Source organism: Flavobacterium sp. DG1-102-2 (genome assembly GCF_033042555.1).
Lineage (GTDB): Bacteria > Bacteroidota > Bacteroidia > Flavobacteriales > Flavobacteriaceae > Flavobacterium.
The window spans coordinates 60959-85653 of sequence record NZ_JAWLIK010000008.1 but is presented as its reverse complement, the minus strand read 5'-3'; the positions used below and the strand labels follow the sequence as shown (position 1 = coordinate 85653).

20 protein-coding genes and 1 tRNA gene are annotated in these 24695 nt (G+C 41.0%); 10 read left to right on the top strand and 11 right to left on the bottom strand.

The annotated features are described in order from the left end of the window. Positions 1 to 96 precede the first annotated feature (96 nt). Together R1T16_RS12445 and R1T16_RS12440 are read right to left on the bottom strand one after the other, a co-directional pair. Positions 97 to 621, bottom strand: a complete 525-nt coding sequence (locus tag R1T16_RS12445) for a hypothetical protein (RefSeq protein WP_317501434.1) — start codon at positions 619 to 621, stop codon at positions 97 to 99. A gap of 176 nt (positions 622 to 797) precedes the next feature. Beyond that, positions 798 to 871, bottom strand: a tRNA-Ala gene (locus R1T16_RS12440). A 119-nt stretch (positions 872 to 990) separates the two neighbouring features. Between R1T16_RS12440 and R1T16_RS12435 the strand changes: the two genes are divergently transcribed. Further along, positions 991 to 1761, top strand: a complete 771-nt coding sequence (locus R1T16_RS12435; protein ID WP_317501433.1) for an enoyl-CoA hydratase/isomerase family protein — start codon at positions 991 to 993, stop codon at positions 1759 to 1761. On the opposite strand, the gene R1T16_RS12430 is transcribed toward R1T16_RS12435, so the two are convergent. Further along, positions 1762 to 2388, bottom strand: coding sequence for a 2OG-Fe(II) oxygenase (locus R1T16_RS12430; RefSeq protein ID WP_317501432.1), 627 nt, complete (start codon positions 2386 to 2388; stop codon positions 1762 to 1764). It lies immediately after the preceding gene. Positions 2389 to 2495: 107 nt separating this feature from the next. Between R1T16_RS12430 and R1T16_RS12425 the strand changes: the two genes are divergently transcribed. Next, positions 2496 to 2948: a 6-carboxytetrahydropterin synthase gene (locus R1T16_RS12425; RefSeq protein WP_317501539.1), complete on the top strand. Its 453-nt coding sequence runs from the start codon at positions 2496 to 2498 to the stop codon at positions 2946 to 2948. Between the two features lie 270 nt (positions 2949 to 3218). On the opposite strand, the gene R1T16_RS12420 is transcribed toward R1T16_RS12425, so the two are convergent. The 3 genes from R1T16_RS12420 to R1T16_RS12410 all read right to left on the bottom strand — a co-directional run bounded on the left by R1T16_RS12420 (position 3219) and on the right by R1T16_RS12410 (position 12386). Next, the gene (locus R1T16_RS12420) at positions 3219 to 5084 is read right to left on the bottom strand and encodes an OmpA family protein (protein ID WP_317501431.1); all 1866 of its coding nucleotides are present in this window, start codon (positions 5082 to 5084) and stop codon (positions 3219 to 3221) included. 20 nt (positions 5085 to 5104) lie between these two features. Next, positions 5105 to 6034, bottom strand: coding sequence for a type IX secretion system membrane protein PorP/SprF (locus R1T16_RS12415; protein WP_317501430.1), 930 nt, complete (start codon positions 6032 to 6034; stop codon positions 5105 to 5107). A gap of 151 nt (positions 6035 to 6185) precedes the next feature. Continuing rightward, positions 6186 to 12386 (bottom strand): choice-of-anchor L domain-containing protein, encoded by a 6201-nt coding sequence (locus R1T16_RS12410; RefSeq protein WP_317501429.1) that lies wholly within the window; start codon positions 12384 to 12386, stop codon positions 6186 to 6188. A 228-nt stretch (positions 12387 to 12614) separates the two neighbouring features. Here R1T16_RS12410 and R1T16_RS12405 point away from each other — a divergent pair, with 228 nt between their 5' ends. After that, positions 12615 to 13367, top strand: coding sequence for a UDP-2,3-diacylglucosamine diphosphatase (locus R1T16_RS12405; RefSeq protein ID WP_317501428.1), 753 nt, complete (start codon positions 12615 to 12617; stop codon positions 13365 to 13367). A gap of 7 nt (positions 13368 to 13374) precedes the next feature. Here the strand turns inward: R1T16_RS12405 and R1T16_RS12400 are convergent, their stop codons facing one another. The 5 genes from R1T16_RS12400 to R1T16_RS12380 form a co-directional block, all read right to left on the bottom strand. Next, positions 13375 to 13728 carry a hypothetical protein gene (locus R1T16_RS12400; protein ID WP_317501427.1) on the bottom strand — a complete coding sequence of 118 codons (354 nt, stop codon included), beginning with the start codon at positions 13726 to 13728 and terminating at the stop codon, positions 13375 to 13377. Positions 13729 to 13849: 121 nt separating this feature from the next. After that, the gene (gene recJ / locus R1T16_RS12395) at positions 13850 to 15547 is read right to left on the bottom strand and encodes a single-stranded-DNA-specific exonuclease RecJ (protein WP_317501426.1); all 1698 of its coding nucleotides are present in this window, start codon (positions 15545 to 15547) and stop codon (positions 13850 to 13852) included. A gap of 48 nt (positions 15548 to 15595) precedes the next feature. Continuing rightward, positions 15596 to 16363, bottom strand: coding sequence for a hypothetical protein (locus R1T16_RS12390; protein WP_317501425.1), 768 nt, complete (start codon positions 16361 to 16363; stop codon positions 15596 to 15598). Between the two features lie 4 nt (positions 16364 to 16367). Continuing rightward, complete coding sequence (gene rsmI / locus R1T16_RS12385; RefSeq protein WP_317501424.1) at positions 16368 to 17078, bottom strand: 16S rRNA (cytidine(1402)-2'-O)-methyltransferase; 711 nt, start codon at positions 17076 to 17078, stop codon at positions 16368 to 16370. Then, positions 17078 to 18451 (bottom strand): hypothetical protein, encoded by a 1374-nt coding sequence (locus R1T16_RS12380; RefSeq protein WP_317501423.1) that lies wholly within the window; start codon positions 18449 to 18451, stop codon positions 17078 to 17080. Before R1T16_RS12380 ends, rsmI begins: the two co-directional genes overlap by 1 nt. Positions 18452 to 18552: 101 nt before the next feature. Here R1T16_RS12380 and R1T16_RS12375 point away from each other — a divergent pair, with 101 nt between their 5' ends. From R1T16_RS12375 to R1T16_RS12345, 7 genes are all read left to right on the top strand, one after another. After that, on the top strand, positions 18553 to 19185 hold the full coding sequence (locus tag R1T16_RS12375) for a thymidine kinase (RefSeq protein WP_317501422.1): 633 nt from the start codon (positions 18553 to 18555) through the stop codon (positions 19183 to 19185). Between the two features lie 10 nt (positions 19186 to 19195). Continuing rightward, positions 19196 to 19372, top strand: a complete 177-nt coding sequence (locus tag R1T16_RS12370; protein WP_317501421.1) for a hypothetical protein — start codon at positions 19196 to 19198, stop codon at positions 19370 to 19372. A gap of 1 nt (position 19373) precedes the next feature. Further along, complete coding sequence (locus R1T16_RS12365) at positions 19374 to 21815, top strand: bifunctional UDP-N-acetylmuramoyl-tripeptide:D-alanyl-D-alanine ligase/alanine racemase (protein WP_317501420.1); 2442 nt, start codon at positions 19374 to 19376, stop codon at positions 21813 to 21815. Positions 21816 to 21879: 64 nt separating this feature from the next. Further along, on the top strand, positions 21880 to 22266 hold the full coding sequence (mscL, locus tag R1T16_RS12360) for a large conductance mechanosensitive channel protein MscL (RefSeq protein ID WP_317501419.1): 387 nt from the start codon (positions 21880 to 21882) through the stop codon (positions 22264 to 22266). Between the two features lie 170 nt (positions 22267 to 22436). Further along, positions 22437 to 23426, top strand: a complete 990-nt coding sequence (locus R1T16_RS12355; protein ID WP_317501418.1) for an aspartate-semialdehyde dehydrogenase — start codon at positions 22437 to 22439, stop codon at positions 23424 to 23426. 448 nt (positions 23427 to 23874) lie between these two features. After that, the gene (locus R1T16_RS12350; RefSeq protein ID WP_317501417.1) at positions 23875 to 24231 is read left to right on the top strand and encodes a hypothetical protein; all 357 of its coding nucleotides are present in this window, start codon (positions 23875 to 23877) and stop codon (positions 24229 to 24231) included. A gap of 66 nt (positions 24232 to 24297) precedes the next feature. After that, on the top strand, positions 24298 to 24639 hold the full coding sequence (locus tag R1T16_RS12345) for a hypothetical protein (RefSeq protein ID WP_317501416.1): 342 nt from the start codon (positions 24298 to 24300) through the stop codon (positions 24637 to 24639). The last annotated feature ends 56 nt before the right edge of the window (positions 24640 to 24695 follow it).

Genomic DNA, 24695 nt, shown 5'->3' with positions numbered 1-24695 from the left:
AACCGTTCCTCTCAAATGAAATAGACGTAATATCCTCCTCCAAAGGACGCATAAGTTCCTTGAATCATATCATAAAATAACCAGATCCTGAAGTGTCTACTTAAATTTTAAGTTTGGAGATACATCCATTGCGTTCAATTGGGCATAAAAGTCTTTTTCGGAAAATGGCCCATACACCTTTTCAGAATTTTTATCAATAATGTAAAAATTTATTTCCCTCGAAAACATTTTTTTAAAGAATTCATCTTCTGATAAAACAATTCTGGCTGCTTTTTGAAGTGCTCTGTAATTTCGGATATAATTTCCTCGGAGGATTTCATTACTAATATTTCGATTCCATAAACTATCTTTCCAAACTTTGGAATTTAAAAAAGAATTAGCAGATGTTGGTAACAATTCATCAGAATATAAAATATATCCATATTTAACTCTTAACTGATCTATTAAATAAGGCTCTACACTTTCTTTGGTCGCTTTCTGCATTACCAATATATAATTTTCATCAAATGTATAATTCAATACGTTTGGATAAATACCGTCCTTGAAAATAAAATCAGTAATAATAAACCTGTTACTTCCTTCAGATAAAAACGTGTAGCCTTTTCCTAAATCCTGGTCCATATCGCCGATCCCAGGCCCACACGACAAAAACGAAGACAAAATAAAAATATATAAACAGCGCATATTTACTTATTTGGATTAAATTTAAGTGAGTATTTTCCAACAAAGTTAATAATGAAAGGTGTTCCAGCTAAATATAAATAAACAACGCCATTGATGGTCAATGGCGTTGTTTGTGGAGAAGATGGGAGTCGAACCCACGACCTCTTGCATGCCATGCAAGCGCTCTAGCCAGCTGAGCTACATCCCCGTTAAGTCAGGGCAAATATAGCATAATTAATTGCGAACTCACAAATTTCAAAATATAATCTTTTAAAGATAGCTCCGGTTTTTGCCAATTCTTTTAAATTTACCTAAAATTTATTTTATATGTCAGTTACAGCAAGGTCAAACGGTTCATTATATACGAATATCGAAAATAAAATAGCCACGGTAGAATTTGGGCATCCGGCAAGTAACTCGTTTCCTGGAGAGTTATTGCAGCGGCTTACAGACGAGCTGAAGATACTAAGCAACAATAATGATGTTAACCTGATTATCCTAAAAAGCGAAGGCGATGGTGCATTTTGTGCTGGCGCATCTTTTGACGAACTTTTAGCTGTAACAAACCTTAAAGAAGGAGCTGTTTTCTTTTCAGGATTTGCAAATGTCATCAATGCCATGCGCAATTGTTCAAAGCTAATTGTGGGTCGCATACACGGTAAAGCCGTTGGAGGTGGTGTAGGATTAGCCGCAGCATGCGATTATGCCATAGCAACGGTAAATAGTGCGGTTAAATTATCAGAGTTTACCATTGGCATAGGTCCCTTTGTTATAGCTCCCGCAGTAGAGCGCAAAATGGGTGTGGCAGCACTGGCAGAAATGACGCTTGCTGCACATGAATGGAAAAATGCATACTGGGCACAGGAAAAAGGACTTTATGCCAAAGTATTTGAGACCATACATGACCTCGATAAAGAACTCGACATCTTTACGCAAAAGCTGGCAGGCTACAATCCTGAGGCTTTGGCCGATATGAAAAAGGTTTTATGGGAAGGAACTGAAAACTGGGACAAGCTGCTAACTGAGAGAGCCGCCATATCAGGCCGACTTGTATTGTCAGACTTTACTAAAAATGCCCTTGGGCAGTTCAAAAAATAATTATCCCCTTGTTTTAAGCCATCCCGTAATACTAAGCCGTGCGCGTTTTACGGGTTTTACTTCATGCTCCAGTACCTGGCTTTCAAAAATGACCATCCTGCCTTGCAGCGGATAAATATCTATGGGCTTTTCAGAACCATTTTCGTCAAGATAAATAGTCAGTTCTCCACCATATTCCGGCTTCCAGTCTTCGTCATTAAGATAGCAAACCATAGAAAGTTTACGCCTGCTGTCGTTCTGAAACGTATCCAGATGCCTTTTGTAAAAAGTACCTTCAGGATATAGTGCATAATGAAATTCCTTTTCATTAATACCCATAAAGCACGTCCTGTTAAGGTACTCTTTAAAGCCATTTAGCTTATCAAAGAATTGAGCTTCGCCACCTGATGCATTATGTTCATCAAGCCACAAAATAAAATCGCCCCTAACAGCATCAACCACCTGTTCATTAGATTGCTTGCCTATGGCCGATTTCTTAAACATGTCCTCTTCATATTTCTCTAAAAGTGAGGTGCGTAATAACAACACTTCTTCTTTAGAAAAAAAATCATCAACAATGCTATACTGCTGACCCATAAGATCATCAATAACTTTTTCGTATAACGGATTCAACTGCAATTCGTCCATGGTAAATTAAATAAGAACAGGCAAAGATAGTTTGAAAACCAATAGCATTACAATAAATTAGAATGCTGCATATTATTTAGTAAATTTGTTGGCTTAATACCATTATGATGAGCAAAATCAGGATTACCAAGCAGTTTACTTTTGAGACCGGCCACGCACTTTATGGCTACGACGGCAAATGCAAGAATGTACATGGGCATAGTTATAAACTGTCGGTAACAGTCATCGGGTCGCCCATAACCGATTCAGGCAATGTAAAATTCGGCATGGTAATAGACTTTGGCGATCTTAAGAAGATAGTAAAAGAGGAAATCGTTGATATTTTTGACCATGCAACGGTGTTCAATAAAAACACACCTCACGTAGAACTGGCTCACGAACTGGAGCAGCGTGGCCATCACGTAATACTAGTAGGCTACCAGCCTACCAGTGAAAACATGGTAATAGACTTCGCTAAAAAAATAAAAGACCGCTTACCGCAAAACATAGCATTACACTCACTGCGCCTGCAGGAAACAGACACTTCTTTTGCAGAGTGGTATCAAAGCGATAACTTATAATAATCAGCCTCCTCACAAGGTAGGCTTTTTTATACTGAAGCGGCCCGCTAAGCGCCTATTTGCATTCGCCGGTCCTGCTAATCGCCTTTATACCGCTTCGCTCAAGCTGCGCGGCGATAACGGCTCTATCAGGGCTAACAGTAAAGCTTCTGTGTATTCTGTGATTGAAAAGCTTCACGCAGACTCCGGCATAATAAATGCGTTAAACAAAAAATCCTGCCCATTGGGCAGGATTTCTGTTATTATAAATAATGGATTTCTTTCGTAAGATTATTTCTTAACGATAAGGAATTCACTACGTCTGTTTTGTGCATGCTGCTCTTCAGTACAATTGTCGCCACAGTTAACTTTAGGCTCGCTCTCGCCATAACCCTGTCCTGAAATGCGCTCTTTAGCAATACCTTTAGAGATGATGTACTGCACTGTAGATTTAGCCCTTCTGTTAGACAGGCTCATGTTATATTTATCAGAACCTCTGCTGTCAGTGTGTGCTTTAACCATAACAACCATAGTTGGGTTTTTCTTCATTGCCTCAACAGCTTTGTCAAGTTCAAACGCACCTTCTTTAGTTATGTTACTCTTATCAAATTCAAAGAATATATCGTTAAGCGTGATAACTTCTTCAGTAACAATTTTCTCGATTGGATCAAGATCCGCAGCTACATTTACAGTACCACCATTTGTTTTAGCAATTGGGAAACTACCGTTTACATAACCTTCTACTGAAGCCTGAACAGTGTAAGCCCTGTTACAGTCTATGCTGTATTCAACTTTACCATCTGCACCAGAAGTTCTTGTTTCAATAACATTGTTTCTGTCATCAAGGATAGCAACCCTTGCACCAGAAAGAATTTTACCTGTAGATTTATCTCTAACCACAATAGCAGCTTCTACACCACATACCGGAGTTGCAAGATAAAGCTTGTCTACACCAGAACGGTTACTTGAGAAGAAACCAATGTTCTTAGATGTATTAAAGCTGAATGCAAAATCGTCTTTAGCTGTGTTAACCGGAGCCCCAACGTTTTTAGCCTCTGTACCTTTGTTAATATCCACAACAAATACATCAAGTCCTCCAAGACCACCTGGCCTGTCAGTTGAGAAATATAATTTATTGTCTGAAGTTATGAAAGGGAAACTTTCTTTTCCTTCAGTGTTAATCTTGTTACCAAGGTTTACCGGCTCGCCGTAGCTATTGTTACCTTTAACCTCTACTTTCCAGATATCCTGTCCACCTATAGTACCAGTCCTGTCAGATGAAAAATATAACCATTTACCGTCTGCGCTGATAGATGGGTTTTGAGTAGACCATTCTTTACTGTTAAAAGGCAGTAATTGAGCCTCGCCCCATTTGTCACCCTCTTTAACCGATTTGTAAAGGAAAACCTGACCTAATTTTAGGTTCATATCTTTATCCCTTTCAAACTGTTTCTTTTCGTTGAAACTTTCACTATTAAAGTATATTGTCTTACCGTCAGGGCTTAAAGCTGCCGGTCCGTCATGCCATTTGGTATTCAGGTCAGATACCGGAGTAGGCTCGCTGAAAGTACCGTTAGCATTGTAAGTAGATGTATAAAGATCTAAGAAAGGCTGCTCGTTTGTACCATATTTCTTTCTTGCAGTATTTCTTGTACTTGTAAAATAGAAGCTGTTATCATCAGCTAACACACCACCAAATGATCCGTATTTGTCATCGTTGATGTCAAGTACTTTCTCATCAAAAAGTTTAGTCTGGCTTTTTAATTTTGGTAAATAGTTAGGATCCTGATTGAAAAGAATTGCCCTTTGGTCGCTCGGTGCTATAGATGCAAATTTTTTCATCTGTACGTTTGCCTCTTCATATTTACCTTCTGCCTTAAGCATTTGTGCATAGTGGTAGTAAATGTCAGCTTCCTGCTGTGTAGCAGTAGCTTTAGCATACCATGTTACAGCATTCTTTGAGTCAAAGATGTTGTAGTAGCTCTCAGCAATTTGTTTGTAAACATAAGGCGTAGCCTCAAGTTTCTCATACTCTTTAGCAGCGTCAATATAGTCAAGCTTTGCATACAGCTTGTCTGCTCTTTCCGTTTCTTTTGTCTGGGCTGATACTGCCATAGTAGCTAATACCAGTCCAAGTGTAATATATAAGTTCTTCATTTTCTTTAAGTCGCTTTAGATTAGAAATAACGTGGTGAACGTGATACTTTTTTAGGGAAGTTCAGGTCAAACAACAGTATGATCTCGTGAGATGCCGGTGTTGTTACATTAAGGTCAGATACGATGTGGTCGTAAGCATAACCCACTCTAAGGTTTGGAGTAATGGCAAAGTTTACCATACCGCCAAAGCTGTCGTCAAGCCTGTAGGTTGCCCCTATCTCAAAACGTTCAAAGAATAAGAAGTTTAATGATCCATCGATAGATGGCGATACATTGAAAGATGATTTAACCATAAACGATGGTTTCATCTTTAAATTATCGGTAAGCTGGAATACATATCCACCGGTAATGAAGTAGTGTGATTCCTCAGATCCAAATTTTTGGTTGTTTGGCTGGAAATCAAGGTGCTTGCTTTTTAGCATGTTTGGAACCGATGCTGCAAAGTAATATTTGTTCGTGTAGTAAAAGAATCCTGCTCCTACGTTAAAAAACGTATTATTTACGTTTGATGAGAATGCCGGGTCATCAGCTGCAGGCACACGACCATCTCCAATATCGCTGAACAAACCTACTTTATGGAAAGTCGCCCCCGCTTTAAGTCCTAAAGCAAGACGGTGCTCACCACCAAGGTTAAGCGTATACGAGAAATCTGCGTAAGCATTAGTCTCATCTACAGGACCAATCTTGTCATTGATAACAGATAATCCAAGACCTACATTTTTACCTACAGGGCTGCTCCCTGAAAAGGTCATTGTAGTTGGCGAATCTTCTATATCAACCCACTGCTTACGGTATAGCAATCCAAAAGAAAGGTTCTCTTTTGAACCCGCATAAGCCGGGTTAATTACGTTCATGTTGTACATGTACTGCGTGTAGTGTGGGTCCTGCTGGGCAGTAGCGTCCGCAAGGCCGCCAAGAGCCAATAGTGCTGCAAGGTAAAGTTTCTTCATGTAATGTGTGTTGGTTAATTTTGCAAAAAAAATATAGGGCAGATTTTTTATAAGCACCCTCTGAAAAATCAATTACTAAGTTGTTAGACTTTTTAAATCGTAAAAGGTTTAATCAGAAAGTAAAAAAATCTGCCCTATTTATTAAAAAATTTTATTCCTGTCTATTTATGTATACCCATCCGGTTTTTGTTTCACCGTTTTGGCGCTCTATCATATAGTAGTAAGTACCCGTTGGAAGTTCGTCTCCGTTGCTTCCTTTACCGATGAACTCTTTAGTATAGTTAGATTTGCTGTATACTTCCTGTCCGTAACGGTTAAATATCTCAAGTTTCTTAACATTAAGTGTAGTTAAGTCAAACTCGTCGTTTTTACCATCGCCGTTAGGAGAAATACCACGCGGAATTAAACATGTTGTATTATCAATTTGTGCCTCAACAGTAACAGGACATCCTGAACCATTACCTACAGGTGTTACAGTAAGGTAGTAATTACCCACTTCTGTAATTGTAAGCGTAGCATCTGTACCTAATGTTGCACCAGCTTCGTTTTTCCATTCAAAAGTTACATTGTCTGCAGTGTAAACTTCGTCATTATCAAAATTAGCTTCAAGAACATAGTCATTACCATGACACTCTTCAAGTATAGCTACAATTGCTGTTGGTATGATCGTAACAACGAAGTTGCTTTCAGCAAAGCACTCACCTGAAGCACTGTTTCTTGCAACGATAAATATTTCACCACTAGCTGTAATTACATCACCAGCACTATACTGAGTACCTGTAGAACCAGTACCTGAGAAATAATTATTATTTGCATTTAACGCAGGCAGTACATAGCTGCTGCATACAATAACATCATCAAGCTCATCTGCTACCGGCGTAGGTATTACTGTAAGAACTACTGCATCTGTAGCAGTACATCCCTGGTTGTTAACCGTTACCTCATACGTACCTTCTGTACTTACAGTGATAGATGGCGTTGTTTCAGCAATTGGGGTACCATTAAATGTCCAGCTGTAAGTAACGCCTTCTGCCTGAGCAGGAGAAACACTTATAACAGTTGTTGTATTCTCACAGATAGAGAAATCGTCATTGATTGTAAATGCAGGCGTAAGATCTTGTATAACAAGAGCAAACGTTTTAATACCCACACAACCTTTTTCATTAACGATTCTTACATAGATCTGCTGGTTACCCTGAGTTACGTTATCATAATCTGTCTCCGGAAGCGGGTTCAGGTTATCCTGAGCATCAGCTTCTGTTAAGTGGTATGAAATGGTGTAATTAGCCGGATTAGTTACCGGAGCAAGTATTACAGGCGTATTATCAGACAGATTAAATGTTCCGAATCCGTCAGCATCACACACAATAAGATTAGTAGGCTCTCCTGTAACTTCAACAATAGCGTTATAGAACTCTATCACGATACTGTCTTCAGCTGAACAAAGTCCGCCGAACGAAGCTACAACTTTATATTCACCTGTACCGTTTCCATCATCATTACTAACTGTATAAGTTGGTCCTGTCGCTCCAGTAATTTCAACAAATTCATTCGGGTTAGGAACAGTTTCAGATGGTTCTTTTTTGTACCACGTAAAGGTATAATCATCAGCCGAAAGCGTACTTTCTATAGTATAAGTAGCTTCGCTACAAACACCGTTACCATCATTGATTGTAAGGTCTTCTCCAAGATCAGGTTTACCGATATCAAATGCACCAATAAACACAGCAGAATCCATAGAGTTGTCATTCCTATCAGCGATTACCAGTTTGATATGGTAGGTCTTATTAGGGATAACATCAGATTCAGCGTACATTTTAACAGTAGAACCATTAAAGTTGATTGGGGCAAACATAGGATCTACCGCAGCGTCAGGATTCTGAATATTAGCTGTAGGACCATAATAATCTGCAAAGTATTCAGGATTAACCGAAGGACAGTCACTAAATATAGGATTAAAGTTATTATCCCTAATCGTTACAACTGAAACAGGATCGTTAGTTCCCGGAACAATTGCAAGGTTAGTAACCGGTCCATCAGGCGTTCCAGCTGCATCCAGCGGCGTAAGGAAGAATGCAAATGCATCTGAATAATCACACTGATACTGCCCATATTCTTCTGAAGCAAATACAAACGGGAATCTCAATTTGCTTGCAAGAGGCGTAAAATCAAACTCAAGCACTGTAGCATCATTGTACGTGTACAGATTAGGATCTATACCAAGGTCTGTAATATAGTCAAACAACTGTTGGTCTCCTGCCCAGCTTCCGCCAGATAGGTTAGCACCTAAATTTGGACCCGGAGCTTGAGAAGCAACACCTGTCATTAAAACTATTCCATTTTCTATACCAAAGTTAGAAAGCCCTTTTTCAAAGTATGCAATACCATTTACACCTGCATCTGTACCAGTACTGTACGTGATGTTTTCAGGAGGTGAAGCACAAGACTCAACAAATAAGGTATTCATAACTATATCTTCTACAGCTATAGTATCATCTACAACGATACTTGCCGGTGTAGTTATACAAATATTAAAACTTGTAGGGTCTGATGGGTTTGGCATATAAGATGCGTAAACCTGAATATAATAGGTAGACCCAACAGTTAATCCGTGAACAACACCTTTAGCGCCATTTTCAGGGTAATTAGGATATTCACAAGCAATCTCAGTAAGGTTACCACAATCGTCACCTTCGAATACTGCATATGAAATCGAAACTCCGGTAGCATCATTTAGTGCGACTGCATGGCTATCTCCCGTTGCAGTAAATTTATACCACACATCATAATCAGGAGCCGAGAAGTTACAGTCATTAGCAACACCAGACGATGTAGCACCTGTCACCGTACCAGGCGTAAACTCGGTACAGTTAAGACCTGAATTTACCGGAACGTTTATAGCTTCATCACAGTCGTCATTCTCAATCGCAGTTACAAACACGCGAGGAGATGAAATCGTACTATAACCATCTGCAGTACCACAATTAGCTCTTACGTAGTATACATAAGGCGTACCTGAGGTAAGATTTTCTGCTGTGTAAGGATTAGTTGTTACAACCGTACCCGGCGTTACAGCAGGATCAGGAACTGGCGAACCAAATGGCAGTACCCAAACCTCCCAGCTTGTAGCTGTAGATCCCTGGGTATTCCATGAAAGCTCAACAGAGTTCTCTCCTATTGCATTTACTGCAAGCTCAATTGGTTTGATACAAGCAGGAGGATCACAGCTTACAAGACCTGTAAAGATCGTTTCTCCCTGGTTGCCTTCACCAAAATCTTTTACGAATACATCTTCCCAGTATGGAGAGTATACGTGAAGTGCTTTATCATCCTGGTCGTATCCCTGGTTTTCCCAAACGATCTCTACTTCAAGACCAGGGCAAAGAGGAACGTCTACCATGTATGAGTGAGAATCCGGTGCATTCCAGTCAAAGCCAGGCCCTAGAACCACAGCAGGAACGCCTCCCTGATAAACAGTCATTCTGTTATCGCTAAAGTTCCATCCGTTTTCGCTTAAAAGCTCAAAATGGAACATACATTTATCTTCTGGGTTACACGCTTCAGAATGCATTGCATAAGGACCTGCCCAAGTACTTGTAGGCTCGGCAGCACCTGTACATACAACTCGTACATAGTACTCGTAGTTTGTTGCAGGAGCGGCTAAAGGCACAGCAACCGCAGGATTTGTAGCCGTAGCTACACCTGGTGTAGCAGGAGTAGGCGCAGGAGAACCTGCCGGCAATACAATATATTCCCATGCTCCCGTAGCAGGACCATCCCATGCAAGATCAATGCTTGTCATCGTTCCGTTAGAAGCGGTTAAGCCCGTAGGAGGTAGACATGCAGGGTGATCACAATCAACAGCAGCGCTGAATATTACACTGCCTGCACCTGCATTAGAATAAAGTTCCTGAAGGAAAAGTGTCTGGTCAAAGTTATTGATAACCTCGATACCAACCTGGCCTCCCCAACCTGCATCATCATTCCAGAAAATTTCAAAAGGAATGTTAGAACACAGCGGTACATTCACCGTCATTGTAGTTCCGCTTGTAAAGCCCGGGCCTAAAAGCGCAACATTAGTATTATTTTGTCTTACTGTAAGCAGAACATCGTCATCCCATCCGTCCCACGGTGCAGTAAGTACAAACTGGTACTCACATTTTGTTGCAGGATCACAAACAGAAGAGCTGAATTTAGAAGCAGTACTCCACGGACTTACATCGGTACTTGCATTTTCACAATGCATCCTTACATAATACTCGTAGTTTGTTGAAGCTACAAGCGGACCTGCCGCAACGGTAGGATTTGTAGTTGTAAGTACTCCAGTATCAGTATCTGCCGGTGCAGGAGCACCTTCAGGTACAATAAAATATTCCCACTCACCTGTTGCAGGGCCATTCCATGCTAAGTCCACGGTAGTTTCTGTAGCATTTGTAGCCGTAAGCCCTTTTGGAGCAAGACAGTATGGATTTTCACAATCTACAAGTACTTCATAAAGAAGTGTGTTTTGTAAACCTTCGCCAAAATCTTTTACATAAATTTCCTGATTAAATGAGTTTTTAACGCTTATCGCTATCTCATTACCTGCCCATGTACTGCCGCCTGCATTCCAGAATAGCTGTACCGGCATATTGTCACAAACTTTAACAACCTGGTCTACCGGCTGTCCATCTGAACCCGGGCCTGTTAATGTTGCTAATGTAACACCATTTTGTTTAACAGACATTGTGTGTCCGTTCCATGTATCCCACTGATCCCACATTGTAAATGTAAATTCACACTGGAACGCTACTTCACATATCATTGTATTGAATCTGAAAGGGCCTGCCCACGCACTAAAAGTACCGTTTCCGCAGTCTGCCCTTACCCAAAATTCATAAGCTGTAGAAGCCGTAAGGTTACTCCATGTATAATCAGAGTTGTCGGTAACCGTAGTGCCCGCACCCTGTGGTACGCCTGTACCTTGTGGCTGAACAACAAGTCCCCATGACGTAGCCCCTGTAGGGTTATCCCAAGAAAGGTCTGCAGCAGTCATACCAACATTGTCAACCGAAAGGTTAGTTGGCTCATCACAAGCAACCGCCTGAATTGTTAACGTATAAGGAGTTGTTGGGTTATCATAACTTGAAATTACGATATAATAATCTTCGCCCGAAACAACAGCAAAATCATCAAAAGAAACTGGAGTTCCATCCTGACCTGCGGTTCCTCCTTCTAAACATGCAGAACCAATATTTTCACATTCGTTATATATGAATATACCAGAATAAGGCCCATTGTCGCTAAGGTCTATATTTACAGCACCTGTAAAGTTTGCCGTATATTTATATACTACGTCATTACCGCTCAGGTAGTTTTCCCACGGACTGTTTCCACAACCTGTACCGGGAACACCTTCATAAGTATCGGCAAAGTTTCCTGTATTATCTGAATCAGAAAACGGAAGCGTAGTTATCGCAATAGGATCATTACAATCATCACCTACACGCTTAGTACAAAAGTAATAAGCACCTACCCAGCCGCTTTTTCCGCCGCCGTCACATAATGCACGTACATAGTACTTATAACATGTATCTTCAGTAAGATTTGTAAAAGTATACGGCATAGTATTTACTGTTATACCTGCACCGGTAGGCGTATCATTTTCACCTACAAGTTCAATCTCCCATTGTGGAGCCTCACTTGTGTTTTCCCATGAAAGCGTTGCCGAAGTCAGGCCAATTGTATCAACCGTAAGGTTTTGAGGATCAACGCATCGTTTTACAACAGACACATTATCAACAAGCCAACGGTCTGCGTCATCTCCTGCCATCATAAAGGCAATACGCACGTTAGCCCCTACATAAGCATCCGGGATGATTACTACTTTCTCAACATACTCTGTCTGCACAGGGTTGATCTGTAGCTCTGTCCACGTCTGAAGCTCAGTGTAAGAAGCCGGAGAGTTTAAGTCTGCCGTAGGATTGGCAGTAAGGTTAAGGATAAACACCTTATAGATGCTTCCCTGGTCTCCCGGAGTTGTTAAACGGGAAAAGAAGTGAATCTCAGGATTCTGAGGAACAGAAAACTGTTTAGACACTAAGTAATCTTCAGGAATTCCTGTAGTTACATTTTCTTTTTGCAGGTAAGCAGCCCGCTCACCGGCATAAGCAGGTTGTGTCGTGGTGTTGTTTGCAGCACCCTGAACCCACTTAACTGTTAGCCCCACGCCGTTTTGCATTGTAAACCAGTCAGTCGTACCCGTGCCTGTGGCAGCAAGTGTCCATCCGGTTTCAAAGCCTTCCATTGCAAGCTGGCTATAGCCGCAAAGTGAAAGCAACGACATGAAGATTACGAAGGTAATTTTCTTCATAGACGAAATAAATTAATTAGTAGTTTACGTTTAATGTTCGGAAAATTAGCAAAAAAAACTGTTCAGCAAATAGATTTATTAAAGATTATTTATCTTTTTGTTAAAAAAAACAAATTAAGCGTCAATTGTTACGAATATAAAATTACCAATCATAATTTTATATAGGTTAATTTACACATAAAGCATCCTGAAAAATAGTTTTATCTTTGCTCCTCTCTTACAAACCTTATGGACACAAACAAACGCATATACTTTGCTTCAGATCAGCATTTTGGAGCACCAACACCAGAACTAAGCTTTCCGAGAGAGCAAAAATTTGTAGCGTGGCTTGACGAGATCAAACATGATGCAGGCGTGCTTTTCCTTTTAGGAGACCTTTTTGATTTTTGGTTTGAATACAAAACTGTTGTACCGCGCGGATTTGTAAGGGTACTTGGAAAACTCGCTGAGTTGCGCGACAGCGGAATCACGATTTATTTCTTTACCGGTAACCATGACTTATGGATGGGCGATTATTTTGAAAAGGAACTCAACATACCGGTTTTTCACAGGCCGCAGCAATTCACTTTTAACGAAAAGGTGTTCCTTATAGGTCATGGCGATGGTCTGGGTCCCGGTGACAAGGGGTATAAGCGCATGAAAAAAGTATTTACCAACCCTTTCTCAAAATGGCTGTTCAGATGGCTTCATCCCGATATTGGTGTAAAACTTGCCCAATACCTGTCTGTTAAGAATAAACTTATATCCGGCGATGAGGATGTGAAATTTTTAGGCGAAGAAAACGAATGGCTGGTTTTATACTCTAAACGAAAACTGGAGACCAAACACTACGACTATTTTATATTTGGACACCGACACCTCCCAATGACTATTAAAGTAGGTGAAAACTCAACTTATATGAATCTGGGTGACTGGATAGGTTATTTCACATACGGCATTTTTGATGGAGAGAAACTGGAACTTAAAGAATATAAAAAATAATGCAGGATTAGTTCCTGCATACATTTGTTATATAGTCATATAGATCCATATTAAAGAGCGTTCCTTCAACAAGGTCTTTAATCTGATACAATTCATTACGCGACACGGCAAGATCTATCTGCTCTACAGGCGTCTTAAGCAAAAATTTATGACACTTGCCTTTGTGGCAGCAGCCGTCACAGCTCATTTCTTCGCAGGTATTATCTATTATCTGGGCGAAAGCTTTTATTTCTTCATACGAAAGATAAAAACCCATCTCCTTAAAAACGATTTGTACCTTTTGTGTAAACACTTCATTGTTTTTCTTCCAATGAAAAGCTACACCAAACTCATTATAATATATCTGTTCTACTTCTCTCATGTCGCGATTGATTTCAAACAAAAATAACGATTATTTAAAACCATTCTAAATAAAAACGGATTATTTTTCACTATCGCTTATTTGAAAGAGATTCTTCCTCCGCTAGAATGATAAAATAAGATTAATCCTTACACCTTATGTCGCGTAACCTCAACTGAAGGCTAACCGTTCCATTCCATTCATTTTCATCAATAGAATAAGCAGCATCAAAAACTTCTCCGTTACAGGCAAGGTCCATTTTTTTGGCAAGGCCGAAGCCTATCGCGGCATATCCTTCCGATTCTCCCTGCTTTACAAACAGTCTTAAATGAGTTTGGTCACCCCCTATCGGTTTACCAAAACCGGTGTCCTTAACGCCACGCGAAATAAACACAGGCGACATATTACCCGGGCCAAAAGGCTCAAACTGTTTGAGCAGGCGATGAAACTTTGGTGTGATATCTGCAAAATCAATTTCAGCATCAATAGATATTTCAGGAATCAGCAGGTCAGGATGTATGGTTTGCTGCACTACTTCCTCAAACTTTTGCCTGAAAAGCGGATATTGCTCTTCTTTAAGCGTTAATCCGGCAGCATACATATGCCCCCCAAACTGCTCCAGATGTTCGGCGCATGCCTCAAGGGCGTTATACACATCAAAATCTTTAACCGATCGTGCCGAAGCCGCCAGTTTATCGCCACTTCTGGTAAAAACCAATGTTGGCCTGTAATAGGTTTCTATAAGGCGCGATGCCACGATACCAATTACACCCTTATGCCAGTCTTCCTGATATACAACGGTTGTAAATTTATCGTGATCACTATTATCTTCTATCTGAAGCAGTGCTTCAGCAGTTATAACTTTATCAAGGTCTTTACGATCGGCGTTCAGCCCTTCGATCTGCGAAGCAAATTCCTCGGCCTGTTCCAGGTTAAATTCGGTAAGCAGTTCTACCGCATGGTTGCCGTGTTTTATACGTCCCGCGGCATTAATGCGCGGTGCAATGATAAACACAACATCACTTATAGTCAGCATTTTCTTTTTTACATTCTGAATAAGTGCCTTGATACCCGGCCGCGGAAATGTATTGATAACATCCAATCCGAATTTTGCCAGTACGCGGTTCTCGCCTGTTATAGGAACAATATCTGCTGCAATGGCAGTAGCTACAAGGTCAAGGTAAGGCACGAGATTTTCTATGGTCTGCCCCCTGTTGGATGCCAGCGCCTGGATCAGTTTAAAGCCAACCCCGCAACCACAAAGCTCGTCATACGGATAATGGCAGTCTGCACGTTTAGGATCAAGTACCGCAACAGCATCGGGAAGTTCGTCACCGGGGCGGTGGTGGTCGCAGATGATAAAGTCGATATTCTTATCATTGGCATAAGCCACTTTATCAATAGATTTGATACCACAGTCTAACGCTATAATCAGGGAGAAGCCGTTATCATCGGCAAAATCGATCCCCGCATTAGATACGCCATAACCCTCTTTATAACGGTCGGGAATATAGGTCGCCACATTTGGATAATACGAACGCAAATAAGAAGATACCAGCGAAACAGCTGTTGTACCATCTACATCATAATCGCCAAAAACCAGTATATTTTCACCTGCTGCAATAGCATGTTCAATACGCTCCACGGCCCTATCCATATCCTTCATCAGGTACGGATCATGCAGATCGCTCAGCATAGGGCGGAAAAACGTTTTTGCCTCTTCATAAGTTTCAATACCGCGCTGCACCAGCAATGCTGCCGTAATAGCATCTATACTCAGTACCTCAGCAAGGTGATTGACTTTATGGGAATCGGGTTTTGGTTTAAGGTTCCAGCGCATTTAAATTATTGGAATAATTATCCTGATAAAAAATCAGACATGAGAGTATTAATACTGCACTAAATCTGCAGATTCAGATAAGATCGCTTTACCGCTTTTGTAAATTGTGAGATAAGCGGGCGAACTATTTTCTTCACCAATCACTACAATGCCGCACTGATATATAAACTTGCCGTTTTTAAAGGTGTAGTGATGGTTACCTCCGCTGCCATCGGGCGAAAATTCTCCGTTCTCAATAATAAGATCCGGCTTATCACTTATCTTGGCAGATTTGCTCCACGAGGCATAGCGATACCTGCCCTGCCCCAAATCGTCGATACGAATTCTGAATTTTTTAGTTTTCAATACCGCGATAGGCTTATAGAATTTATTTACAGACGGATGTAATGCCTTTTTTTCTGAAGCTATTAACTCCGCTGATTTTTTAACTTCCTGAGCAGATTGGTAGTTTATGGCGAGCAGGGTGCCGTCGTAATCCAGCCACAGGTCTCCATTACCCAGCATGATGCCGCGCCAACCTACAGCAGACCAATCATCTTCTTTTAAAGGATTTGAGTTTACAATTGTTTTGATGAGTTTTGAATCAAAAACCTCATTAAACCGGTCTAAAAATTCAACTTTACTTTTTATTTCAGGGAGCGGATATTCCCTCTTTAGAGGGTATGAAACATTAGCTGCAATCTTCTGCCTGTCGTTGTTTTTAAAGAAGCCTATAAATTCTGTTATCGTTTCCTGATGTGCCTTAGTAAGCTTATCCTGAGCATTAAAATGCACAGAGTAAAACAAAATCAGTGCTACAATAACTGCTTTTTGCATATGATTATTCTTCTTCGTCCCTATTCTTTTTCTTCTTTCCTTCAACTACAAACCCACCAACAATAACCACAATCTCGCCTTTAGGTTCTTTCTTTTCAAAATGTGCCAAAACTTCCGTTGCGGTACCTCTCACAGTTTCCTCATGCAGCTTAGACAACTCACGTGAAACGGAAACCGGTCGGCTTTCGCCAAAGTACTGGATGAATTCGGCTAAGGTTTTAACCAGTTTATGCGGCGATACATAAAATATCATGGTACGGGTTTCTTCTGCCAATGCAAGAAAGCGCGTCTGCCTTCCTTTTTTATCGGGCAGGAAGCCTTCAAAAACAAATTTATCGTTGGGCAGGCCACTGTTTACGAGTGCAGGCACAAAAGCCGTAGCGCCGGGAAGGCACTCTACAGGGATATTGTTCTCTACACAGGCACGGGTCAGCAGAAATCCGGGATCTGAAATGGCAGGTGTCCCTGCATCCGATATAAGGGCAATCGTTTCGCCATTAGCCAGGCGCTGAATAATACCCTCAACCGTTTTATGCTCATTGTGCATGTGGTGGCTGTGCATGTGCGTACCAATATCAAAATGCTTGAGCAGTTTGGCGCTGGTACGGGTATCTTCGGCGAGGATAAGGTCTACTTCCTTAAGCACCTTAATGGCACGGAACGTCATATCCTCCAGATTGCCGATAGGTGTAGGAACTATATATAGTTTGGACATTAATTAAATTTTTTCTCAACTATAGCCATAAAGCGCTCTTCATATTCCTCTTTGCCATCCCAGTTGTTATAATCTGGTTTTACAAGATTTTCAATAAAGCCTTTAGCTTCGTCATAGGTATTTATGGTGTTTAGCTGAGACAGTACGCGGTTAAGGTCGTCTGTGCTTCCGCTAAAGAGGTTCTTTTCAAAAGCAATGCGGTCATTAAGGCCCAGCGAAATGCTTTTACCTAAACTGTCATTAAGCGATTTCGGCCTCTCAAAATCAGAACGTGTTGCAATATTGCCTCGTACGCTGCTTTCCTGCTTTGGCTCTTCTTTAGGTGCTTCCTGTTTTGGCTGTTCTGCCACAGGTGCGGACTTAGTCTCTTCTTTAGCAGGTTCAGCCTCTGCAGATTTTGATGGTTCCCAGTCGCGCCAGTCCCTGTACTCTTGCTTTAGCTCTTCTTTAACCGGTTCAGCCTGTTTTGGGCTATTTGCATCTTCTTTTTTTACAAACTCAGGCTCTTTATAGTCCTTATAGTCTTCAAAAGTAATCTCTTTTTGTTTTGCAGGCTCTTCCTGTGCGGCAGGCCTTTCAAAAGCGTAATCAAAGCGAAGCCCTGAATCTTCTACTTTTGTTTTAGGATCCGGCGCTATCGTAATTATTTCGGCATCGGCAGCTTTTTCCTCTTCTTCAATGGAGCTCTCGTCTTCTTTCTTAAAAACGGCAGCCGCTGCTTCTTCCATTGCCTTTAATTCTTCTTCAGGTTTTTCAACCTCTATCTTTGTTGCAGGCTCTTCAACCTTTTCTTCTTCTTTAGGTTCAGGTGTCGATTCCTCCTCTACTTCAGTTTGTTTCTTTTCGGTTTCAGCTTCTTCCTTGGCTTCTTCAACAGCAGGCTCTTCTTCAGCATCTTCTGGTTTCGGATCGCCTTCCTCTTCTTCAGCCGGAAGTTCCTCATCAGACTGCTCTTCTGTTTCCTCTATCTCTTTTTCAGAAACAGGTGCTTCTTCTTTTTCTGCCGCCACGCCTTCGCCGCTTTCATCAGCAGTTTCTTTCTCTATAGCTTCTTGTTTTGGTTCAGCTTCAGCTTTTTTCTCCTGTTCGGCTTTCTTTTCTTCCCTGGCTTTTTCTTCTTTAGCCTCTACTTCATTAGCGTGAACTACAGGTTCTTCTTCAAGTCCGTATATTTCCTCAAGCGTCTCCTCTGCCGATGCATGCCCTATAGTAGGCTTTACATCGCTAAAATTATCTTCCACAAACCTAAGCACAGCTATTTTTTCATATAGCTTAAGTGTTTCCTGCTGTAGCTGGTCAAGCTCGGCCCTGTTCTTCAGTTTCAGTATCCTGTGAGCGATGCTTATCAGTTCGGCTTCTAATCTTTTCTTCATAACTTTTAGAATTATAGGAAGTGGCGCAATAGTTTTTTAATAAATTTGTTTTATACAAAGTAAAACAAAACATTTAAGTTTTACACCCTGAAAAATACAAAATGTTTCTTGAAAATACAGTAAATCATAAAGAACAATTCGGGTGGATAGAGGTCATCTGCGGATCGATGTTCTCAGGTAAGACCGAAGAGCTGATACGCAGGCTCAAAAGGGCACAGTTTGCAAAACAAAAGATAGAAATATTTAAACCTGCAATAGAAACCCGCTACCACGAAGAGATGGTGGTCTCTCACGACGCCAACGAAATTCGCTCTACCCCTGTAACTTCTTCTGCCATGCTTAAACTGCTGGCGCAGGGCTGTGATGTGGTGGGCATAGACGAAGCCCAGTTCTTTGACGATGAGATCGTAACCGTTTGCAATGACCTTGCTAATAGCGGTATTCGCGTTATTGTAGCCGGACTTGATATGGATTTCAAAGGAAACCCTTTCGGTCCCATGCCTGCCCTAATGGCTACCGCCGAATATGTCACCAAAGTGCATGCTGTCTGCACCCGCACAGGAAACCTTGCCAACTACAGCTTTCGAAAAGCCAATAATGACAACCTTGTATTGCTTGGAGAAACCGAAGAATATGAACCTCTTAGCAGGGCTGCTTATTATGCGGCGATGAAGGAAGCGGCAAAGCCAAAAACCTTTAAAGGAGGTGCTGAAGGACAGGCAGAAACTTTGTAATTTACATCTTATGAAACATAAATCAGACAGTTTAGGTTTTGATTCAGAAGGAAATCCAATAATTGCCCATGAATTTATTGAAGATATAAATTCAGCTTTGTTACAGATTAGTAATAATACTGTCGAAACACTATCAAACGAACAATTAAGGCTGAAAATACTTGGCTCTAACAATACCGCGATCTAACTTGAGCATAAAAATCCAGGATATCATCCCCGCGCTGCATTCTCACTTTGAGGGAATTGAGCAAAATATGGAAATTGATAATGTTTCTATAGACAGCCGTTCGCTGCAAAACAACAGCGGCACATTGTTTTTTGCCCTTGGCGGACAAAACCGCGACGGACACCAGTACATAAACGAGCTCATTAACAAAGGCGTTGTCAATTTTGTGGTAACGCATATCCCTGCTGAAACAAAAGACAAAGCCAACTTTTTTATCGTTGACAATACCCTGAAAGCGCTTCAGGATTTTGCGGTATACTACAGGCAGCTTTTTAGTTTTCCGGTTATTGCCGTTACCGGCAGCAGCGGAAAAACCATTGTTAAGGAATGGCTTAACTATCTGTTGAGTCCTGATTATACTATTATCAGAAGCCCGCGGAGTTATAACTCTCAGGTGGGTGTGGCATTATCTGTCATCGGTATTAACCAAAAGCATAATCTTGGCATTTTTGAAGCCGGTATTTCTATTCCCGGCGAGATGGAAAAACTGGAGCCGATAATCCGCCCGGATATTGGGTTGCTGACCAACATTGGCTCAGCCCATGACGAAGGTTTTAGCAGTCGTGACGAGAAGATCAGCGAGAAGCTGAAACTTTTTACCAATGTAAAGACGTTTATCTATCAAAAGAATGATGCCGTTTCTGCATTGCTCAACCCAAGCATAAAAACGTTTACCTGGAATTTTGAAGCAAGTGCTGATGTTACCATTGGCAAGAATCAAAACTTCGGAAAAACCACACTTACCATTACGCAAGGCATAATTAGCTTTAAAGTTGATATCCCATTTACCGATGATGCTTCGGTAGAAAATGCCATCAACAGTATGATGGTATTGTTATATCTCGGCTATAGCCATGAGATTATAAAAGAACGCCTTGCCGGATTGTACCCTGTTGAGCTTCGCCTTCAGGTAAAGAACGGCATTAATGGCTGTACGATTATTGACGACAGCTTTAGCTCTGACTACCAGTCGCTTAAAATTGCGCTCGACTTTTTAGAACAGCACAAGACACATACCAAGAAAACAATAATACTCTCTGATGTTTTCCAAAGCGGATTTGAAACCGAAGAGCTCTACGCTAAAGTTGCTAAATTGCTATCAGGGCATAACATTAGCCAGGTAATAGGTATTGGTGAAACGATAAGCCGCGAACTGGCCGATTTCCCCAACTTCTTTCCGTACGACACAACGCAGGAGTTTCTTGCCCATTATAAAGCCAATGCTTTTGAAAATGAAACCGTACTGGTTAAAGGCGCACGAAGCTTCCGTTTTGATGAGATCGTGGTATTCCTTGAAGAGAAGACCCACGAAACAGTATTGGAGATTAATCTCAATGCCATCATCCATAACCTGAACTTTTACAAAAGCCGCCTGAAACCCGAAACCAAAATAATGGTGATGGTCAAAGCTTTTGGCTATGGCAGCGGCAGTTATGAGATTGCAAAAGCCCTTTCACATCAAAAGGTAGATTACCTGGGTGTAGCGTTTGCCGATGAAGGTATCGCCCTGCGCAATGCAGGCATCAAGACACCTATTATCGTAATGAACCCGGAACGTAGTGCCTTTGCAGCAATGGCAGCCTACAACCTGGAGCCGGAAGTATATTCGGCTAAAGAGCTTAGGGCATTTATAGCAGTAGCACAACAAAAGAACCTTTCCAACTACCCTATCCATATTAAGCTCGACACCGGCATGCACCGACTTGGTTTTATGGAAAATCAGCTTGATGAGCTTATTGATCTGCTTAAGAACAATAATCTTGTGTCGGTCAAAAGCATCTTCTCGCATTTATCGTCAAGCGATGTGCCGGAGTACCGCGACTTTACTTTAGGACAGATTGACAATTTTGAGCATTGGTCATCAAGACTGATTTCTGAATTAGAGATAGATCCTCTCCGCCATATACTGAATACCTCAGGTATTTATAATTTCCCGCAGGCGCAATACAATATGGTGCGCCTGGGCATTGGCCTGTATGGCGTAGGCAACGATGAGACCGAACGTACCCATCTTGAAACCGTAGGCACACTAAAAACTGTTATACTTCAGATAAAAGACATAGAGCCGGGCGAAAGCATTGGCTACAGCCGAAAATTCATTGCTACAGAAAACATCCGCATTGCAACCCTGCCTATAGGCTATGCCGATGGTATTCCGCGCGCGTGGGGCAACCAGAAAGGCTATGTAATCATAAACGGCAAGAAGGCTGTGATAACCGGAACCATATCTATGGATATGATGATGGTAAACGTTACAGGCATTGATTGCAAAGAAGGCGACAGGGCTGTAATTTTTGGAAAAAACCCATCGGTTGTTAACATGGCAGAGGCGCTGGGCACCATTCCGTATGAGATCTTAACAAGCATTTCACAACGCGTTAAGAGGGTTTTTTATAAAGAGTAAAAAATTGTTTGTACCTTAGCTTTCATACCAAAACAAAATTATTCTAAAACTAAAATTTGAGCTTATGGGATTAATGAAAGAATTTAAAGACTTTGCCCTTAAAGGCAATGTAATGGATCTTGCTGTCGGTGTTATCATAGGTGCTGCTTTTAGCGCCATTGTAAAATCGCTGGTAGAAGATATCATCACGCCGCTGATATTAACCCCGGTTCTTAAAGCCGCCAATCTTGAAAACATTAAGGACCTGACCTGGGGAGCGGGAGTTAAATACGGTAATTTCCTGTCTAACGTAATCTCTTTCCTTATTGTTGCCTTTATCCTTTTTCTTATTATTAAAGGAGTAAATGCTGCACGCAAAAAAGACGAGGCTGCTCCGGCAGCCCCTCCTGCACCAAGCAACGAGGAAAAACTACTTATGGAAATCAGGGATGCCCTAAAATCAAGGCCATAAGTTATAGCCGCAACAGGCTTGTTATAAAAGACGTATCCGCTACGCTATATATTCTATTGTTTAACAAAACCGCTCCGTGAGGGCGGTTTTTCTTTGTTATATTTTTGTGTTTTGAAACACTTTTATAACTAATTTTGCCTGAAATATTATAATTAATAACACGTAAAATTATGAAAGTTGCAGTTGTAGGCGCTACCGGAATGGTAGGCGAAGTAATGCTGAAAGTACTGGCAGAAAGAAATTTCCCGATAACCGAATTAATCCCCGTAGCCTCTGAGCGATCTGTAGGTAAGGAAATTGAATTTAAGGGAAAGAAGTTTAAGGTGGTAAGCCTTGATACTGCAGTGAGCATGAAGCCGCAAATCGCGCTTTTCTCGGCAGGCGGCGACACTTCTAAAGAGTGGGCACCTAAATTTGCCGAAGCAGGTACTACCGTTATTGACAACTCAAGCGCCTGGAGAATGGACCCAACCAAGAAACTGGTTGTTCCTGAGATCAATGCAGGCGAACTGACTACAGACGATAAAATTATAGCCAACCCTAACTGCTCTACCATACAAATGGTATTAGCTTTAGCCCCGCTGCACAAAAAATACAACATTGAGCGCGTGGTGGTATCTACCTACCAGTCGGTTACAGGAACAGGAGTTAAGGCTGTTAAACAATTAGAGAATGAATATGCGGGCATTGAAGGCGAAATGGCCTACAAATACCCTATTCACCGTAATGCGATCCCTCAGATAGACGTTTTTGAAGAGAACGGATATACCAAGGAGGAAATGAAAATGACGAAAGAGACAAAAAAGATCTTATCTGACGATTCTATAAAAGTGACGGCTACAACAGTGCGCATACCAACTGTAGGCGGGCATAGTGAAGCAGTTAACGTAGAATTCTCTAATGATTTTGATGTTAAAGAAGTACGTTCTATTTTAGAAAACACACCGGGCATCACCGTTCAGGATGATATCAGTGCGTTCTCGTACCCAATGCCATTGTATGCAGAAGGTAAGGACGATGTTTTTGTAGGCCGTATCCGTCGTGATGAAAGCCAGGACAATACCCTTAATATGTGGATCGTTGCCGATAACCTTAGAAAAGGTGCTGCAACCAACGCAGTACAGATCGCGGAGTATTTAGTGGCGAATGGATTAGCATAGTCTACATAAAATATGATATAGAAAACCTGCAGGCAAAAGCTTTGCGGGTTTTTTTATTCTGTATCATTTCGACAAGCGTCAAGCCAAATATAGACTAAAGGTCGAAAGTTGACTGGAGCAATCTCAAAATAAAAGAGATTTTTCCTATCGTCAAATGACAAGCAAAATCTAAAAAATAGTACATTTAACTTATGAGATTAAGTAAAAAATATCTTTTATCGGGAGTTATTGCAATTGTTTCTGGCTGGTTAGCTATAGGTTTTGGCTATTCCGTTAATTTGGGCCCTCACCCAATAAATACGATTTGCTTTTGTGGGGGCATGATTCTTCTACTGTTAGGTATAGTAAGTTTTATAATTGGACTAATACTAAATCTTAGGAAACATATCTCTTGAAAACCGATAAATCATTATATAATATATCAACGGCCGCCATTAAGCGATCTTCAATGGATCCTGAAACATGGCTATATTCGAAAATCATAGCAACGCCAACGGTGTACGGCTTTTCTTTAAAAAAAGAGGAATTGCCCGTTTTTCTAATTGAAGGCAATAATGCCAAAACACTTGTCACTACACGAAGGATCATTGAAATATCAGGTATTGAAAGGAAAGAAATTTCAATTATAGATATAGATGACATTATTTACGGCGACTTTAAAGGGCGCCCAAACAAACCCTCGATGTCAATATTTAGAACTATTGATTTGTACGGCGATGAATTAAACTTTCAGCTGGAGACCGGAGCAGCGTCTGTGGGACTAATTACAAGCCTTAATACGCTGATAAATCTAATATCTGAATAGTAATAAATCAAACCCTAAATGCAACTTTATTGCAATTACTAAAATTCTTTTTATATCTTTGCTTCCATGAAAAGAAAGTTCGCCATATTTAACCTGGCCCTGATGGCATTAGTGCAGCTCACTATTGCGTATCAATCTTTTCATGCCTTTAGCCATGTCCATGAGCCGTTTGCGCACCATGGTGAGCTAAAGAAAGAAACCAAACAGATAAGTGCAAACGATCATGAACATGAAGAAGATTGTTCTGTCTGTGATTTCCATTTTGACTATTTTATCCAGCCACAGCAATTCTGCTTAAGGCTTGATTTTCCTTTTTCAGAGATACCTTATCGCGCTACCAGCGTAGAAAATAATGTTGCGGCATTCGCCGGAAGTTTATTTTCTCATAGGGGGCCTCCGTTAGTATAATTTATTATACCACAGAGACACACTGAGTTTACACAGAGACACACGAAGATTTTAGT

Coding starts and splice junctions, on each gene's coding strand:
- R1T16_RS12370 (WP_317501421.1), top strand. CDS start 19,196: ATGAAACATAAATCAGACAGTTTAGGTTTTGATTCAGAAGGAAATCCA.
- R1T16_RS12405 (WP_317501428.1), top strand. CDS start 12,615: ATGGACACAAACAAACGCATATACTTTGCTTCAGATCAGCATTTTGGA.
- R1T16_RS12350 (WP_317501417.1), top strand. CDS start 23,875: ATGGATCCTGAAACATGGCTATATTCGAAAATCATAGCAACGCCAACG.
- R1T16_RS12430 (WP_317501432.1), bottom strand. CDS start 2,388: ATGGACGAATTGCAGTTGAATCCGTTATACGAAAAAGTTATTGATGAT.
- R1T16_RS12415 (WP_317501430.1), bottom strand. CDS start 6,034: ATGAAGAAACTTTACCTTGCAGCACTATTGGCTCTTGGCGGCCTTGCG.
- R1T16_RS12420 (WP_317501431.1), bottom strand. CDS start 5,084: ATGAAGAACTTATATATTACACTTGGACTGGTATTAGCTACTATGGCA.
- R1T16_RS12390 (WP_317501425.1), bottom strand. CDS start 16,363: ATGCAAAAAGCAGTTATTGTAGCACTGATTTTGTTTTACTCTGTGCAT.
- rsmI (WP_317501424.1), bottom strand. CDS start 17,078: ATGTCCAAACTATATATAGTTCCTACACCTATCGGCAATCTGGAGGAT.
- R1T16_RS12445 (WP_317501434.1), bottom strand. CDS start 621: ATGGACCAGGATTTAGGAAAAGGCTACACGTTTTTATCTGAAGGAAGT.
- R1T16_RS12355 (WP_317501418.1), top strand. CDS start 22,437: ATGAAAGTTGCAGTTGTAGGCGCTACCGGAATGGTAGGCGAAGTAATG.
- R1T16_RS12380 (WP_317501423.1), bottom strand. CDS start 18,451: ATGAAGAAAAGATTAGAAGCCGAACTGATAAGCATCGCTCACAGGATA.
- R1T16_RS12425 (WP_317501539.1), top strand. CDS start 2,496: ATGAGCAAAATCAGGATTACCAAGCAGTTTACTTTTGAGACCGGCCAC.
- R1T16_RS12400 (WP_317501427.1), bottom strand. CDS start 13,728: ATGAGAGAAGTAGAACAGATATATTATAATGAGTTTGGTGTAGCTTTT.
- mscL (WP_317501419.1), top strand. CDS start 21,880: ATGGGATTAATGAAAGAATTTAAAGACTTTGCCCTTAAAGGCAATGTA.
- R1T16_RS12345 (WP_317501416.1), top strand. CDS start 24,298: ATGAAAAGAAAGTTCGCCATATTTAACCTGGCCCTGATGGCATTAGTG.
- recJ (WP_317501426.1), bottom strand. CDS start 15,547: ATGCGCTGGAACCTTAAACCAAAACCCGATTCCCATAAAGTCAATCAC.
- R1T16_RS12375 (WP_317501422.1), top strand. CDS start 18,553: ATGTTTCTTGAAAATACAGTAAATCATAAAGAACAATTCGGGTGGATA.
- R1T16_RS12435 (WP_317501433.1), top strand. CDS start 991: ATGTCAGTTACAGCAAGGTCAAACGGTTCATTATATACGAATATCGAA.
- R1T16_RS12410 (WP_317501429.1), bottom strand. CDS start 12,386: ATGAAGAAAATTACCTTCGTAATCTTCATGTCGTTGCTTTCACTTTGC.